Source organism: Pseudomonas nicosulfuronedens, assembly GCF_005877905.1.
GTDB lineage: Bacteria > Pseudomonadota > Gammaproteobacteria > Pseudomonadales > Pseudomonadaceae > Pseudomonas > Pseudomonas nicosulfuronedens.
The window spans coordinates 214733-230529 of record NZ_SWDV01000010.1 but is presented as its reverse complement, the minus strand read 5'-3'; the positions used below and the strand labels follow the sequence as shown (position 1 = coordinate 230529).

Annotated in this window: 15 protein-coding genes; 8 read left to right on the top strand and 7 right to left on the bottom strand. The window is 65.9% G+C overall.

All coding sequences use genetic code 11. From position 1 onward, the window contains the following. Positions 1–153 precede the first annotated feature (153 nt). The gene (locus FAS41_RS10515; protein WP_088416961.1) at positions 154–600 is read right to left on the bottom strand and encodes a multidrug/biocide efflux PACE transporter; all 447 of its coding nucleotides are present in this window, start codon (positions 598–600) and stop codon (positions 154–156) included. A 133-nt stretch (positions 601–733) separates the two neighbouring features. Between FAS41_RS10515 and FAS41_RS10510 the strand changes: the two genes are divergently transcribed. The 6 genes from FAS41_RS10510 to FAS41_RS10485 all read left to right on the top strand — a co-directional run bounded on the left by FAS41_RS10510 (position 734) and on the right by FAS41_RS10485 (position 7352). Further along, on the top strand, positions 734–1594 hold the full coding sequence (locus tag FAS41_RS10510) for a LysR family transcriptional regulator (RefSeq protein ID WP_138521916.1): 861 nt from the start codon (positions 734–736) through the stop codon (positions 1592–1594). A 113-nt stretch (positions 1595–1707) separates the two neighbouring features. After that, complete coding sequence (locus tag FAS41_RS10505; protein ID WP_138521914.1) at positions 1708–2625, top strand: AAA family ATPase; 918 nt, start codon at positions 1708–1710, stop codon at positions 2623–2625. Between the two features lie 10 nt (positions 2626–2635). Further along, positions 2636–3589 (top strand): DUF58 domain-containing protein, encoded by a 954-nt coding sequence (locus tag FAS41_RS10500; protein ID WP_138521912.1) that lies wholly within the window; start codon positions 2636–2638, stop codon positions 3587–3589. Further along, entirely contained in the window at positions 3586–5601 is a 2016-nt protein-coding gene (locus tag FAS41_RS10495; RefSeq protein WP_138521909.1) for a transglutaminase TgpA family protein, read from the top strand. The genes FAS41_RS10500 and FAS41_RS10495 overlap by 4 nt, the downstream gene beginning before the upstream one ends. Positions 5602–5669: 68 nt before the next feature. After that, positions 5670–6440 (top strand): CHAD domain-containing protein, encoded by a 771-nt coding sequence (locus FAS41_RS10490; protein ID WP_138521907.1) that lies wholly within the window; start codon positions 5670–5672, stop codon positions 6438–6440. A gap of 111 nt (positions 6441–6551) precedes the next feature. After that, positions 6552–7352: an acyl-CoA thioesterase gene (locus FAS41_RS10485; protein ID WP_138521905.1), complete on the top strand. Its 801-nt coding sequence runs from the start codon at positions 6552–6554 to the stop codon at positions 7350–7352. Positions 7353–7363: 11 nt separating this feature from the next. On the opposite strand, the gene FAS41_RS10480 is transcribed toward FAS41_RS10485, so the two are convergent. The 5 genes from FAS41_RS10480 to FAS41_RS10460 all read right to left on the bottom strand — a co-directional run bounded on the left by FAS41_RS10480 (position 7364) and on the right by FAS41_RS10460 (position 12432). After that, the gene (locus FAS41_RS10480) at positions 7364–8941 is read right to left on the bottom strand and encodes a GGDEF domain-containing protein (RefSeq protein WP_425467710.1); all 1578 of its coding nucleotides are present in this window, start codon (positions 8939–8941) and stop codon (positions 7364–7366) included. Continuing rightward, the gene (locus FAS41_RS10475) at positions 8941–9354 is read right to left on the bottom strand and encodes a putative pterin-binding protein (protein WP_138521901.1); all 414 of its coding nucleotides are present in this window, start codon (positions 9352–9354) and stop codon (positions 8941–8943) included. Before FAS41_RS10475 ends, FAS41_RS10480 begins: the two co-directional genes overlap by 1 nt. A 187-nt stretch (positions 9355–9541) precedes the next feature. Continuing rightward, the gene (locus FAS41_RS10470) at positions 9542–9901 is read right to left on the bottom strand and encodes an Mpo1-like protein (RefSeq protein ID WP_138521899.1); all 360 of its coding nucleotides are present in this window, start codon (positions 9899–9901) and stop codon (positions 9542–9544) included. Positions 9902–10016: 115 nt separating this feature from the next. Further along, entirely contained in the window at positions 10017–11495 is a 1479-nt protein-coding gene (locus tag FAS41_RS10465) for a methyl-accepting chemotaxis protein (RefSeq protein WP_138521897.1), read from the bottom strand. Between the two features lie 136 nt (positions 11496–11631). Further along, complete coding sequence (locus FAS41_RS10460) at positions 11632–12432, bottom strand: TatD family hydrolase (RefSeq protein ID WP_138521895.1); 801 nt, start codon at positions 12430–12432, stop codon at positions 11632–11634. A gap of 224 nt (positions 12433–12656) precedes the next feature. On the opposite strand from FAS41_RS10460, the gene FAS41_RS10455 reads away from it, so the two are divergent. Together FAS41_RS10455 and FAS41_RS10450 are read left to right on the top strand one after the other, a co-directional pair. Further along, entirely contained in the window at positions 12657–14081 is a 1425-nt protein-coding gene (locus FAS41_RS10455) for an MltF family protein (protein WP_138521893.1), read from the top strand. A gap of 142 nt (positions 14082–14223) precedes the next feature. Then, positions 14224–14658, top strand: coding sequence for a DoxX family protein (locus FAS41_RS10450; RefSeq protein ID WP_138521891.1), 435 nt, complete (start codon positions 14224–14226; stop codon positions 14656–14658). 81 nt (positions 14659–14739) lie between these two features. On the opposite strand, the gene FAS41_RS10445 is transcribed toward FAS41_RS10450, so the two are convergent. Then, positions 14740–15768 carry a YeiH family protein gene (locus FAS41_RS10445; protein WP_138521889.1) on the bottom strand — a complete coding sequence of 343 codons (1029 nt, stop codon included), beginning with the start codon at positions 15766–15768 and terminating at the stop codon, positions 14740–14742. Positions 15769–15797: the final 29 nt, after the last annotated feature.

Sequence of the window (15797 nt, the reverse complement as noted above, 5' to 3'; positions counted from 1 at the left end):
TGAAAAAGCCCGCAGCGATGCGGGCTTTTTCATGCCTTGAGGATGCTCTTCGTAGGATGGCGTGGAGCGAAGCGATACCCGTCGCCTTCCGTGTTGGCCATGTTGATGGGTATCGCAAGCTCCACCCATCCTACGGCTGTGTTCCCCCGGGCGTCAGCCGTTGGCCTGGGCGGTTTGCGCCTGTCCGACCCAGCGCTCGCGCAGCACGTCGTACACCCAGTTGAACACCAGCGCGTAGGGCAGGAAGAACAGCACCAGGCCGATGTCGAGGATGAAGGCCTGCAGCAGGCTCACCGACAGCCACCAGGCGGCCAGCGGCACCAGCAGGACGATCAGGCCCAGTTCGAACAGCGAGGCATGCAGCACGCGTACCGACAGGGTACGGCTGAAGCCCATGCGGTTCTGCGCGCGGTCGAAGGCGGCGTTGAACAGCATGTTCCATACGGTGGCGATGGCCGAGAACATCAGGGTCATGGCGCCCATGTGGCCCAGCGGTTTGTCCATCAGCCAGGCCAGGGTCGGTGCGCAGATAACCACCGCCAGCAGCTCGAAAAGGCCGGCGTGGAACATCCGCTCTTTCAGGGTTTTAGTGGGGGTCATGGGGTATCTCCAGGCATTAAAGCTCTCAATTCACGAGAAGGCCGACTCCGTCGGTCCGGCGCTATTATCATCGGTCGACCGGCTGGATCTAAGTTGGATACCATCGGCTTAACCGATGGAAGAGGGTGCCACGATGCAATACTCCCCCGAATCCCTGCAGGCCTTCGCCGAGGCGGCCTGTCTGGGCTCGTTCAGCGCCGCCGCGCGCAAGCTGGGCAAGAGCCAGTCCACCGTCAGCGAGGCCATCGCCCGCCTGGAAATCGACCTCGGCCTGACCCTGTTCGACCGCAGCAGCCGCCAGCCGCAGTTGACCGAGGCCGGTCATGCGTTGCTCGGGCGAGTCGAAGAGGTGTTGATGGCGAACGATCGCCTCGGACAGCTTGCCCATCAGCTCGTCGGAGGATTGGAGTCACGAGTAACCCTGGCGATGTCGGACACCTACCAATCCGCCGAATTCGAGGCGCGCCTGGCGGAGATCGATGCACGCTACCCGGACCTGGAATTCGAATGGCTGATCGCCGAGGACAGCGACGTGCTCGATCTGGTCGTCCAGGGACGCGCCAGCCTGGGGTTGCTCGCCGCACAGAAGGATTACGCGCCGGACATCAGCTCGGCGACCTTGAGCGAGCAAGCCGAGTTCGGTCTCTTCGTCAGCCGCGACCATCCGCTGGCCGGCCGCGAACGCGTGGAGCGCGAAGACCTGCTGGCTTACCGTGCGCTGCGCCTGAATACCTATCTGGATGACGCGGCGCCGATGCTCGGTGGACGCTGCTGGAGCGCACCGAACTACCTGCTGTTGCTGGACATGGCGGTGCTGGGATTCGGATGGATCGAATTGCCCAGCTGGATGGTAGGACGCTTCGCCGGCGGACGTATGCAGGAGCTGAAGGTCGCCGGCTGGCCGCGCCGGGTGGCGGTGGATGTCATCTGGTCGCGCCAGCGTCGGCTGGGGCCGGCCGCGAGTTGGCTGGCGGAGCGCCTGCTGGGTCGTTGAGGCGCTCTGGATCACAGCTCTACATCACAGATTGCGGACTAAATGTGTCGAAGCCTTTGATGCTCTGTCCTGGACCAGTAGGATCGGAGTTTTCCGGGGATGAGAGGGTCAGGATGCACGCCAAGCTGGAGAATTGTCTGAAGGCAGTCGATCAGGTGCTGCTCGGCAAGGAAGTGCAGGTAAGGCTGGCGCTGACGTGTCTGCTGGCCCGCGGTCACCTACTCATCGAGGACTTGCCCGGCATGGGCAAGACCACGTTGAGCCATGCCCTGGCAAAAGTGCTGGGGCTGAGCTTCCAGCGCATCCAGTTCACTTCCGACCTGTTGCCCGGCGACGTGCTGGGCACCTCGGTGTTCGACAAGGACACCGGACAGTTCGTGTTCCATCCCGGACCGATCTTCTCCGAGCTGGTACTGGCCGACGAGATCAACCGCGCCACGCCCAAGAGCCAGAGCGCGCTGCTCGAGGCCATGGAGGAGGGGCAGGTGACCATCGAGGGCGCCACCCGGCCGCTGCCCGAGCCCTTCTTCGTCATTGCCACGCAGAACCCGGTGACCCAGGGTGGCACCTTCGCGCTGCCCGAGTCCCAGCTCGACCGCTTCCTCATGCGCCTATCCCTGGGCTACCCCGGCCGCGCCGCCGAGAAAGCGTTGCTGCTGGGCGAGGCGCGCCGTGACCTGCTGCCACGCCTGGAACCAGTGCTTGACCCGCAGGAACTCCAGGCCCTTCAGGGCGAAGTGCTGGAGGTGCGCGCCAGTGACGCTCTGGTGGATTACGTGCTGCGCCTGGTGGAAGCCACGCGCAGCCAGCCGGCTTTTGCCCTGGGGCTGTCGCCGCGCGGCAGCCTGGCGCTGCTGGCGGCGGCGCGTGCCTGGGCGCTGCTGGCCGGGCGCGATTATGTGATCCCGGAGGATGTGCAAGCCGTGCTGCCCTCGGTGGCCGGCCACCGCTTGCGCGACCAGGCCGACCCAACCGGGCATGGTGGTGGCGCGCTGGTGCAGTGGTTGCTGCGCGAAGTCCCGGCTCTCTGAGGGGCATGCCATGCTCGTCAGGGTCAGGCCGCTGTGGCAGAGCTGGATAGCCCGGCGCATACCGCCGTCACCGTCGTTGCAACTCAACCAGCGACGCATTTTCATCATTCCCACCCGCCAGGGTATGGCGTTCGGCGTCGCCCTGCTGCTGATGCTGCTCACGGCGATCAATTACCAGAACAGCCTGGCCTACGGCCTGACCTTCCTGCTGCTCTCGCTGTTCATCGTCGCCATCCTGCACACCTACCGGAACCTGGGTGGGCTGCGGCTGACGGCGCTCGGCGCACAGCCGGTGTTCGTCGGTGAGCAGGCGGCGTTTCGCGTACGCCTGGAAGGCGAAGGGCGCGCCCGGCAGGCCATCGGCCTGGGCTGGGAGGCCGAGCGCATGCAGTTCGCCGATGTCGCGGCAGACCACGCCGAAGAAGTGCTGCTCACGATGACGGCGCAGCGACGTGGCTGGTTGCGCCCCGGCCGACTGCGCGTGGAAAGCCGTTTCCCGTTGGGGCTGCTGGTGGCCTGGAGCTGGGTCGATCTGGATCAGTCGGTGCTGGTGTATCCGCACCCACAGCCCGGCGACCTGCCGCTGGAAGCCGGCCCGGCGGAAAACGATGAAGAGGGCGTGCGCCCCAGTGGGCGCGGCGTCGATGATTACCAGGGGCTGAGGCCCTACCAGCCCGGCGACTCGCGCCGCCGCCTGCACTGGAAGGCTTATTCGCGTGGCCAAGGGTTGCTGGTGAAGGACTTCTCCGCGCTGGCCGGGCGCAACGTCTGGCTGGAGTTCAACAGCCTGGGCGGCGACACCGAGGGGCGCTTGTCGCGCCTTTGCTACTGGGTCCTGCAATTGTCGTTGCGCCAGCAGCCCTTCGGGCTGCGCCTGCCGGATGCGCAGCTTGCGGTTGGCCTGGACGATGCCCATCGCGATGCCTGCCTGCGGGCGCTCGCCTTGCATGGGACGAAACGATGAGCCGGGTGGCCGCCGTTACCGTCCAGCCCATCCCGCGGGTGGCCCTGACCTGGCTGCTGGTGGCCCAGGCGGTGGTGATCATTCCGCATCTGGAGCACCTGCCGCTGTGGATCGTCGCCCTCTGGTTGGGTTGCGCCGCCTGGCGCATCCAGGTGTTCCGCATGCGTGCCAGCTATCCCAGTGGCCTCGCCAAACTGGCGCTGGTGGCGGCGGCCGGGTTGGGTGTGTGGTTTTCCCGTGGTTCACTGATCGGGCTGGATGCCGGTGTGGTGCTGCTGATCGCCGCCTTCGTGGTCAAGCTGGTGGAGCTCAAGACCCGCCGCGATGCGTGGGTGCTGATCCTGCTGGGCTTCTTCGCGGTGACCACCAGCTATCTCTTCCAGGACGACATCATTGCTGCCGCCTTCAGCCTGCTACCGGTGCTGGCCCTGCTGGCCGCGGCCATCGGGTTGCAGCAGAGCGGCTTCGCCGCACGCCCGATGCCGACCCTGCGTCTGGCTGCCGGTCTGCTGCTGCAAGCCTTGCCGCTGATGCTGCTGATGTTCCTGCTGTTCCCGCGCATGGGGCCGTTGTGGTCGTTGCCGCTGCCGGGCGACAAGGCCATGACCGGGCTGAGCGACAGCATGGCGCCAGGGGACATGGTCGAGCTGAGCCAGTCCCCCGCGCTGGCATTTCGGGTGAGCTTCGACGGCCAGCCGCCGCCGCACTCGCAGCTGTACTGGCGCGCGTTGACCCTGGAGCGGTTCGATGGTGTGCGCTGGAGCACGGCGTTCCAGCGTGGCGATCTTGCGCCTCAATGGCGGCAGCAGGGTCAGCCCTTGCAGTACCAGGTGATCATGGAGCCCAACGGTCGCCCCTGGCTGTTTGCCCTGGATGTGGCGCAGACCAGCCTGGGCGATGCGCGAATGATGAGCGACTTCCACCTGGAGCGGCGCCTGCCGGTTCGCCAGGGGCTGCTGTACCGCGCCACCTCCTGGCCGGACGCGCAGCTGGAGCCTGATGACGCCGTCCGCGCGCAACGGATCAACCTTGCCTTGCCACAGGGCGGCAACCCACGGGCTCGCGCCTGGGCACAGCAACTGCGCGAACGCTACCCGCAACCTGAGGAGCTGGTGCAGGCGATGCTCCGGCACCTGCGCGAGCAGCCGTTCCGTTACACACTGCGTCCGCCGGATGCCGGCCCGGAGCGCATCGACGGTTTTCTGTTCGACACCCGCGCCGGCTTCTGCGAGCACTACGCCGGCGCCATGACCTTCGTCCTGCGCGCAGCCGGCATTCCAGCTCGCGTAGTTACCGGCTACCAGGGTGGCGAGGCCAGCCCCTCGGGCAATTACCTGGCGATCCGTCAGTTCGACGCCCACGCCTGGGTGGAGTACTGGCAGCGTGGCCGGGGCTGGACGCGGGTCGACCCAACGGGGGCCGTGGCTCCCGAACGTATCGAGCAGGGGCTGGAAGCGGCCATGAGCCAGGAAGGCAGCTTCCTGGAGTCCGACCCGTTTTCGCCCCTGCGCTACCGCAACTTCGCGCTGCTCAACCAGCTGCGCATGGCCTGGGACGACGTCAACTATGGCTGGCAGCGCTGGGTGCTGGGCTACCAGGCCGAACAACAGGGCGACATGTTGAAGCGCTGGTTCGGGGGGCTGGACCGGCAATGGGTCGGTGCCTTGCTGGTGGTCGGCGCCGGCGTGATGCTGGGCTTGCTGGCGCTGGTGCTGTTCAAGCCCTGGCGGCGCACCACCGATGTCCCGTTGCGCAGCTTCCAGCGCTTCGAGCGAATGCTCGCGCCGCTGGGCGTGCGTCGCGAGCCGGGTGAGGGCGCGCGGGATTTCTGTCGTCGTGCCATCAAGGTTTTGCCGGCCCACGCTCAGGCAATCCGCAGTTATCTGGATGCCTTCGAAAAACAGCGTTACGGCGGTGCCGCTTCATCGCCTGCCGAGCTGCGTGAGCACTTGGCATGCCTGCGCCGAGAGTTGCCCTGGCGCCTACGGATTTCACGCGGAAACGGAACGTGACATCACGGCCCTTGCCGCTTCGTTGGTGGGGGCTAACCTGTTATTTCAACCCTCGAGTGGAGCCTGCCGTGACCTCCTTCAGCGATTACCTGGTGAGCCATCTGATCGAGCAGGAGGTCGCCTTGTTCGCCGCGTCCTCCCGCCTGAAGGCCGAGTCCGACCCTGAAGCACTGCACGACCTGCGCATCGCCGTACGCCGGCTGCGCAGTCTGCTGCACCCGGTGAGGGGCATGCCCGGTATCGACGAGCTGGAGCAGGCGCTGGGCGACATGGGCCGGCTCAGCGGCCCGCTGCGCGATCTGGAAGTACTGCTGCCGGTGCTGGAGGCCGAAGGCTACGAGCGTGCCGCCGCACTGCGCCGGCCCGCGTTGATCTCCGGCTACGCCACGCTACTTGCCAGCCCGCAGTGGGAGCGCCTGATGATGCGCCTGGATGGCTGGCCACAACTGTGGCGAACCTCCGAGCGCCACGGCGTGCTCAAGGGGCTGCATGGCAAGGTGGAGAAGCGCCTGGCCAGAGAATGGCAGAAGCTGCGTGATGCCCTGAAAGACCCAGACCACGACCGTCATCGCCTGCGCCTGCTGATCAAGCGGGTGCGCTATTCGCTGGAGGCCTACCCGAAGGAGTCCGCCGTGCCGCAACGCCTGCTGGCGCCGCTGAAGGACGCGCAATCGGCCCTGGGCGACTGGCATGACTACGAGCAATGGCTGATCCGCAGCGAACGCGAGCTGGACCTGATGCCGCTGCAACCCCACTGGAATGCCCGCCACGACCTCGCCGAGCGCCTCGCCGACGAGAGCCTGGAGGCCCTGGAGAAGGCACTGCATAGAGGCCATTGATGACGGGGCATTTCCTGCAAGGGACAAGGCTTTGGATGGTTTGCCGGGGTTGCCTCTACCCCTAAGATCGCAACCTGCTGCCATTTTCCAGAAGCCCCAAGGAAGTTGACCATGTCCTTCAGCGAAATGCTCCGGGCGGTGCGCGCCGCGCCGTTATCCATCGTCATCCCTGCCGCCTGGGCCCAGGGCCGTGCGAGTTTCGGCGGCCTGGTGGCGGCGCTGGCCTACGAGGCCATGGCTTCGGTGGCTGAGGCTGGGCGGCCGGTGCGTTCGCTGGCGATCACCTTCGTCGGCCCCATCGAGGTGGAAGTGCCGGTGAGCTTCGAGGCGGAAGTCCTGCGCGAGGGCAAGTCGGTCAGCCAGGTGTTCTGCCGCGCCGTGCAGAACGGTCAGGTGGTGTTGCTGGCCCAGGGCAGCTTCGGCGTGTCGCGCGAGTCCAGTGTGCAGATGGACGGCTTGCCGCCACCGGCCTTCAAGACTGTCGAGGACTGCCAGGAGCTGCCCTACATTCGCAAGCTGATGCCGGCCTTCACCCAGAACATCGCCATGCGCTGGGCGGTCGGGCATATGCCGTTCTCCGCCAGCCGCGAGCGCGAGATGGGCGGCTGGATGCGCTTCCGTGGCGATGACGTGGGCGAGGAACCGATGGAAGTCAGCCACCTGCTGGCGCTGATCGACGCCTGGCCGCCGGCCAACCTGCCGCACCTGAAAACGCCAGCACCCTCCAGCTCGCTGACCTGGACCGTGGAGTTCGTCCAGCCACTGCCGTCGATGCCGGCCAATGCCTGGTGCCAGTACCTGGCGACGATCGAGCATGCCCGCGATGGCTACGGGCATATTGCGGCGCAGACCTGGTCGGCGGATGGCCAGCTCCTGGCGATCGGCCGGCAGACGGTGACCATCTTCGGCTAGTCGCTCTCCAGCTAGAGGCCGGGCGCGGTCTCGGTGCGATTGCGCCCGCCGGCCTTGGCCCGGTACAGGGCGCGGTCGGCGCGGGCCAGCAGGTCTTCCAGACGAAGTTCACCTTCGCGGCGTGCGGCCACGCCGATGCTCAGGGTCAGGCGCACGCGGCTACCGTCCTCGCTGGTGAAGGACAGCGCCTGCACGCTGTTGCGCACCCGCTCGGCAACTTGCAGCGCCTGCTGCAAGTCGGTCTCCGGCAGAATCGCGGCAAACTCCTCGCCACCGAGGCGGCCGAGCAGATCCACCTCGCGCAACCCTTGCGTCAGCTCCTTCGCCACGGCTTGCAGCACGGCGTCGCCGAAGGCGTGGCCGTGGGTGTCGTTGATCGGCTTGAAGAAGTCGATGTCCAGCATCAGCGCTGCGCACTGGCGCTCATAGCGCTGCGCGCTCTTGAGCAGCGCGACCCCGCGTTTGACAAAGGCATGGCGGTTCTGCAGGCCGGTCAGCGGGTCAGTGGTGGCCAGCAGGCGCAGCTCCTGCTCCATGGCTTTGCGCTGGTTGATGTCGAAGCTCCAGACCAGCGAGGCGGGGCGGCCCTCCACTTCCATCTTGCGCGCCCAGACAATCGCCCAGTAGGCGGGATTGCCCGCCAGACGGGTTTCCCAGCTGTCCAGCTGGCCATGGTCGGTCAGTGATTGACGGAAGCGCGCTTCCTCGTCGGGATCGTCGAACAGCCGATGCAGGGTGAAGGGTTCGTCCGGGTGGATACCGGTGCGCTGCAGCAGGCGGGGGCTGACGTAATGGGCGCGGGAGTCCTCGTCGCTGAGCAGCGCCACATCGCTGGGGCTGGTGTCGAGGATGTAACGCAGCAGCGCCTTGCGCTCGCTCAGTTCCTGGGTGCGCTGTTCGACGCGTTGCTCCAGCGACTGGTTGAGGTCGTGCAGGCGCTGGGTGAGCTGCAGCTTGCGCCGTGAGTTGGCAATCACCCGCAGGGCCAGCAGCACACTGCACAGGCCGAGGCCGAAGAGCACCCAGGCCAGCAGGTTGAAGGCGCGTTGCAGGTCCTGGCGCTCGGCGTCCATGTAGTTGGTCAGTGCGATGTTGGTGACCACCACCAGTTCGTGGGCGGGTTCGAGCAGGGGCGGCAGTTCACGCAGCATCTCGCCGGCCAGGACCTTCGCAGCCGCCGGCTGGCCCCAGGGCGCGCGCCTGAGCCAGGCGTCGCTCAGATGCTGGATCGTCTCCAGTGTTACCTGCACTTCCGGACGCGGCACGACCAGGTAGTTGTAGACGGGCGTGGTACGCAGCGGCGGCAGGAGGCTGGCGAGCACTTCAACGCGCGTTGCCAGGGCGTCGCTGTCACTCTTGCCGGCGAGTACCTGCCGGGCACTGTTCAGTGAGCGTTCCAGCTCGGCGCGTAACTGGTAGGCCTGCCACAGTTCGCTGTGGGCATCGGGGTGGGCCAGCTGGCGGACGTGCTGGTGCACCAGCAGCAGAGCCGCGCCGGCGCCGGCGGTCAGCGCAGCGATAAGGCCGCTGAGGATGATGACGGTCAGGCGGCGATAGCGCCGCCTGGGAGGCTGCGGGGGCACGGCGATCACTCCAGGGTAATGCGGCTTACCTGCCAGACGGTGCGGTTGAAGTAGACCTGGGTCCGCAACTCCGGGTGATCGACCATCGGATAGATGACGAACAGCGGGCCACGCTCGGCGATGCCGATGGCTTGGCCGTCGCGGCGGTAGGCGAGGATAGGATCGAAGGCGTCGAGGTCGCTCAGTGGAATCAGGGCGGAATAGTCGTTCAGTGCCTCGACTCGCAGGCGTTGGGTCTCGGTGCGTTCGAAGCCGGCGAGCAGGGCGAGCAGGGTGCTGAGGCGCACGCCCTGCCAGCCATAGACCCGGAATTCGTCAGGAAGCATGGAGCGCCGCTCGGTCTGCGGCAGCGCTTCCAGGTCGCGCAGACTGTAGTGGCGCAGGAGCTGCGGCTGGCCCTTCACTGCGATGGTCAGCACGGTGCGCTCGGCCGCCGGTTCCGGGGCAGAGTGCGCGGGCGTGACAATAAACAGGCAGGCAAAAATGCCAATAAAATGGCGAAAAGCTGACATCTCAACAGCTCGTGACGAAATCTCGACGATTATATCGGCGAACCTGCCGGGTACTTGAATGGCCGAAATGCCGCGCCCTGTTGTTACGGCCGGCTCAGCGCCGGCGATTACGCCAGGCGCGCCACCAGGCACCGCTCAGGACGAAGCGGGGGAAGGTGACGAACTGCTCGACCAGCAGCCGACTGACAGCATCCTTGCGGTCGCTGAAGGGTTCGGGCGGTTGCTCCTCGAGTTTGTGCCCGCGACCCTGGATGGCCAGTGAGGCGACCATGCCGATCACGCCCAGCAGGATCGTTGTCAGGCTCAGGCTGAACAGCCCGCTGAGCAGCGTTAGTGCGCCGAGGATGAACAGCGGCACGGCGATGATATGCAGCGCCAGGTTGGTCGGGTTGCGGTGGTTGGCGGCGTAGCCTTGCCACTGCCAGGCGAGGAGATTGGGGTGACGTTTGCCCATGGTGCAGCTCCCGAGGCTGAGAAGCCCGCCTGAGTGCAGGCGGGCGGAATATCAGCAGTCTAGGTGCAGCCCCGAAACCCGCGCCAATGGGCGCAGGCTATGCGGGTGATAGGAATTACAGGCGCAGCTGGCGGATGGCGCGGCTGAGTTCGCCGGCGAGATCCGCCAGCTGGTGGCTGGTGCCGGCCGAATCGACGGTCTGCTGCACGGTGTGCTCGGTAACGTCGCGGATGCCCACGACCGAACGGGTCATTTCCTCGGCCACCTGGCTCTGTTGCTCGGCGGCCACGGCGATCTGGGTGTTGCTCTCGCGCATCAGCGCAACGGCGGAAGCGATGGCCGCCAGGGCTTCGCCGGCCTCGCGGGCTTCCTCGACGCAGCCGTCGGCCTTGATCGAGCTTTCCTGCATGAATTCGACGGCGTCGCGGGTGCCGGATTGCAGCGCGTTGATCATCTGGGTGATCTCGTCGGTGGAATCCTGTACGCGCTTGGCGAGGTTGCGCACTTCATCGGCAACCACGGCGAAGCCACGTCCCATCTCGCCGGCGCGGGCGGCCTCGATAGCGGCGTTGAGGGCAAGCAGGTTGGTCTGCTCGGCGATGCCGTGGATCACGCTGACCACGCTGCTGATCTTGTGGCTGTCCTGTGCCAGCTGCTGGATCATTTCGGCAGTCTGCTGCACGCCCTGGGACAAACCGGCGATGGACTGGCCGACGCGACCAACCACCTGCTGGCCATTGCCGGCCAGGCGGTCGGCTTCCTGCGACTGGTCTCGGGTATCGGCAGCGTGCTGCGCAATGTGGTGGACGGTGGTGGACATCTCGTTGATTGCGGTGGCGGCCTGGTCGGTCTCGCTCTGCTGGCCGAGCATGCCCTGGCGCACCTGGCCCATGCTGCTGGCGAGGCTGCGTGCGCCTTCGTCGAGGCGGCCGGCGGCCTGGGCAACGGTACCGACCACGCGCTGGTAGCCCGCCTGCATGGCATTGAACGCAGTGGCCATCTGGCCGACTTCGTCTCGGCTTTCCAGCGGGACGCGGGCGGCCAGGTCGCCGCTCTTCTCGACATGGAGCATCACGTCGCGCAGGGTCAGCAAGTGAGTGAGGATGAAGCGGATCAGCAATTGCGAGGCCGCCAGCAACGCCAGCATCAGCACCAGCACGGCGCCGGCGAAGGGTAGGGCGCGGTCCTCGAAGACGCTCCAGAAATCGCCACCGGGGGCCAGCACGGCGACGCGCTGACCGTTGCCGATGTCCTGTACGTAGGCGCCGGCCAGCGTTGCCTGGCGGCTCTGCGCGCCCTGCAGGTCAACCCAGCCGTTGGCGCGCGCAAGGGCGGAGCCGTCGATACCGGCAATCTGCGGTGCGCTGCCGCTGGCGAAGCTGACGAGGTTCGGCGACGTCGGCAGAGCCGCACCTGCCGGCCAGTTCTTCAGCAACTGGGACTGGGCTTCGGCACCCTGGCGTGCCTGCTGGTTGCGCCCGTCGAGTTCCTGGTGCATGGCGAACAACACCAGCAGCAGGGTGGTGACGAAGGCGACCGCGTTGACGGCCCAGAATTTGTACTTGAGGGAAATGTCGCGGATCCAGGCGGCCATAAATCTCTTCTTGTCGGTCGAATAGTGGCAAGGCGCCATTATTGTCGTGAAAAGGATGAAGGTGGCCATTGATGGGAATCAAGCCACCTTCCGCTCCCGACTTATCGGCCGACGAAGGGCGATCTTGAGAGCCGGTTCAAATTTCCGGCAGGTCAAAGAAGCGTCGCGCGCACTCGGTGGTATGGGTTGCAACCCGTTCTGCGCTCTCGCCCCGGTGTAGGGCCACGCAGGTCAGCACTTCGGGCAGGTAGGCCGGCTGGTTGCGACCGTTCTTCGGCTTCGGGCGCAAGGTGCGAGGCAATAGATAAGGCGCGTCGCTTTCCAGCATCAGCCGGCCTTCGGGAATCTCCCGCACCAGTTCCTGCAGGTGCGTGCCGCGGCGTTCATCGCAGATCCAGCCGGTGATGCCGATGTGCAGGTCGAGGTCGAGGTATGAGTAAAGCGTGCGGCGCTCACCGGTGAAGCAATGCACCACGGCGGCAGGCAGCTTGTCGCGGAAGTCCTTGAGGATTGCCAGCAGGCGTTCGCCGGCGTCGCGCTCGTGGATGAACACCGGCAACTGCAGCTCCACGGCGAGAGCCAGTTGTTCTTCGAAAGCCTTCTCCTGCTGCGGGCGCGGCGAAAAGTCGCGGTTGAAGTCCAGGCCGCATTCGCCAACCGCCTTGACCCGGTCCTCGGCCAGCAGGCCGCGAAGTACCTTGGCGCTGCTGCTGTCCCAGTGGCTGGCTTCGTGCGGATGGACGCCGGCAGTGCAGTAAAGGCGCTGCTCTTCGTCCAGCTGCCGGCACAGTTCCAGGGCCTGTTCGCTGTCGCCCAGGCTGGTTCCGGTCAGGACCATTTGCACGACGCCGGCCTCGATTGCGCGAGCGAGGACCGCTTCACGTTCCGGGACGAAGCTCGGGTGGGTGAGGTTGACGCCGATGTCGATCAGTTGCATTTTTGTTCCCTTTGTTCGGAAGCGGAGCATAGCAAAAGCCGCTTTTTATACGAAAATCCTTATAAAACAGCAGGTTGAGGAATATTCCGAAGATTTATCGGAAGTTTCGGGTTGGTATTGATCCCCTCCTGTGAGAGTCTTGCGCGCCCTTGGCGGCCGGGAACTACCGGTCGAAACCGCACTCTAATCGGCCCACCGCCGAGTGCGAGCCCCCGGAGAGCTGGATGACCCGACTGTTGCTGCTACTGCTGTGCCTCGTGGCCCTGACGCCACTGCCGGCGGCCGCGCGCCTGACGGCCCAGCCGGAAAACTGGGAGCAGGAAAGCAGCGACGCCCGCGACCTGGCCAGCATCCGTTCCGGCGGCACCCTCCGGGTTCTGGTCAACCAGAGCCGCAACAGCTCCGGCGAAATCAAGGGCGAACCCATCGGCGTCGAATACCGCCGCCTGCGCGCCTTCGAGCAGTACCTCAACGACAGCGCCCCGGGGCGCAAGCCGCTCACCATCAAATTCATTCCCAAGGCCAAGGATCAATTGCTCGGTGCGCTGCAGCGCGGCGAAGGCGATCTGGTCGCGCCGGGGGAAGTCCTGCTGGCCCGCGACGGCCAGAATGTCAGCCCCAGCCTGCCGTGGAAGGCCGACGTACCGCTGGTGCTGGTGACCAAGCAGGGCAATCGCAAGTTCGTGCGCCTCGAACAGCTCGCCGGTCGTACCATCACCCTGCCGGCCGGCAGCGCCGCTGGCGAGGCTGTGCGCAAGGTCAACGAACGCCTGGCGCAGAAGCGAATGGCGCCGCTGGTGCTGGAGTGGACCGACTCCTCCCTGGCCGTGGAAGACGTGCTGGAGATGGTCCAGGCCGGCATCTTCAACTACACCGTGGTCGAGCAGCCCATCGCCGAGCGCTGGAGCAAGGTCTTCACCAAGCTGCGCGTCGACCGGCACCTGGTGCTGGACAACAGCGAGCCGATGGCCTGGTACGTGCGCCGCGATGCGCCAATGCTGCGTGCCAGTGTCAACCGCTTCCTCAAGGACTACCGCGCGCCGGCGGACCAGGATGCGGCCTTCCAGCGCCTTTACCGCCGTGCCTACCAGGTGCGCAATCCACTGCAGGTGCCCGACCGCAAGCGTCTTGAAGCAGTGCGTCCGACCCTGCAGCGCTACGCCGAACAGAGCAAGGTCGACTGGCTGGCGCTGGCCGCGGTTGGCTTCAAGGAATCCAATCTCAATGCCAGCGCGCGCGGCGCTGGCGGCGCCACCGGGCTGATGCAGATCACCCCGGCGGCGGCCCGCGCCGTGGGCGTGGATACCGTGCACCAGAAGGACAGCAACGTGCAGGCTGCCAGCCGTTACATGGCGATGCTGCGCAAGCGCTTCTTCTCCAGCCCGCGGATCAACGAGCGTGACCGCATGGCCTTCGTTCTGGCTGCCTACAATGCGGGCCCCGAGCGGGTGCAAAGCCTGCGCGCGGAGGCCAAGCGTCAGGGCCTCAACCCCAACCAGTGGTTCTTCCAGGTCGAGCGCGTCGCGGCCGAGCAACTGGGTATGGGCGTGGTGAACTACGTCAGTAGCGTCAACAAGTACTATCTTGCATATCAGCGGGAACGTGATGGCCTCGAGCCACGTGAAAGCGTGGCGGCAATCAAGAAGTAATCGGTTTATTTGATAGTTATTAGCGCGAATTTGCGCTTTTGATATCGGAAAAACTGGATATATTGGTCGCCAAGCAACCACGGTTGTCACCCACTTCCTACGCAACCCTTCGCTCCCACTAGAGCTCGCATAAGGACGCACCATGAACTCGCTGATCAAATCCATCCTGAGCACCAACGCTGGCGCTGGCATCGCTGTACTGCGCATCACCACCGGCCTGACCTTCATGGCTCACGGCTCGCAGAAACTCTTTGGTGCCTTCGGTGGTCCGGGTTTGCAGGGCATGGCAGGCTGGCTGGAATCCCTTGGCGTGACCCCCGGCTACCTGATGGCCGCCTTGGCCGGTAGCGCCGAGTTCTTTGGTGGTCTGGCGCTGGTCCTGGGTCTGCTGGTGCGCCTGGCAAGCATCCCGCTGATCGTCGCTATGCTGGTCGCGGTGTTCAGCGTGCACCTGGCCAACGGCTTCTTCATCACCGCCAACGGCTTCGAATATGCCTTCACCCTGATCATGATCAGCGTCGCACTGCTGATCAGCGGCGCCGGCCCGTTCTCCCTGGACCGCAAGCTGTCCAGCTGATCGCCGAAACGGTAACGAGAAAGGGCGGACACCTGGGTGTCCGCCCTTTTTGTTTTCCTTTCCGAATCAGTCGAACGCGATTCAGTGAAAGAGATATTGCACCCCGCCATTGATCAGGCCGCCGCCCACCAGCAGGAAGACGAACAGTCCGGCGCCCAGCAGCAGCGGCTTGGGGCCTTCCTTGCGCAGATCGCCCAGGCGAGTGGCCAGGCCCAGGGCGGCCATCGCCATACCGAGCATTACGTCGTCCAGCTGCTGCAGCGGTGCCAGCCAGCTTTCCGGTACCCAGCCCAGCGAGCGCAGGCCTGTCACCAGCAGGAACAGCACGGCGAAGCCTGGAATATGCAGCTTGCGACGTGCCCCCGGCTCGGCGGCTTCGGCGCAACCGACACGGCCGAGAATAAGCAGTGCCGGGGCCAGCAGCAGGACGCGGAGCATCTTGCTGATCAACGCGGCGTCGGCGGCGGCTGGGTCCATGGCGCGGCCAGCCGCGACCACCTGGGCCACTTCATGAATGGTGGAGCCGGTGAACACGCCGAAGGCCTGCTCGCTGCCGAACAGGTTGGGCAGCGCGGCGTAGATCAGCGGGTGCAGCAGCATCGCCAGGGTGCCGAACAGTACAACGGTCGCCACTGCGACGGCAGTGTGCTCGGCACGAGCCTTGAGCACCGGGCTGCTGGCCATCACCGCCGCAGCGCCGCAGATGGCGCTGCCGGCGCCGATCAGCAGGGCGCTTTCGCGCGGCAGCTTGAGCCAGCGTTCGCCGATCCACCAGGCGACGGTCAAGGTGCTGGCGACCATCAGCACGTCGATGATCAGCGCGGCCGGGCCGAGGGCCGCGATGTCCTGGAAGGTCAGGCGCAGGCCGTAGAGCACCACGCCCAGGCGCAGCAGTTGCTGGCGTGACAGGTCGATACCGGGGCGGATGCTGCCGAAGCGGGCCAGGCCCAGGTTGCCGGCCAGCAGGCCGATGAGGATCGCCAGGGTCAGGCTGCCGAGCCCCAGGTGCTGCAGCGCGGGGATTTCCATGAGCTGGCGGGAGCCGAAGGCGATAGCCAGGCAGAGCAGGGCGCCGGGGAGGTAGTAGGGCAGGCGGCGAAGGGCATTCATTGCAGGCTCCTTGTGTAAGGTGAAGCCAT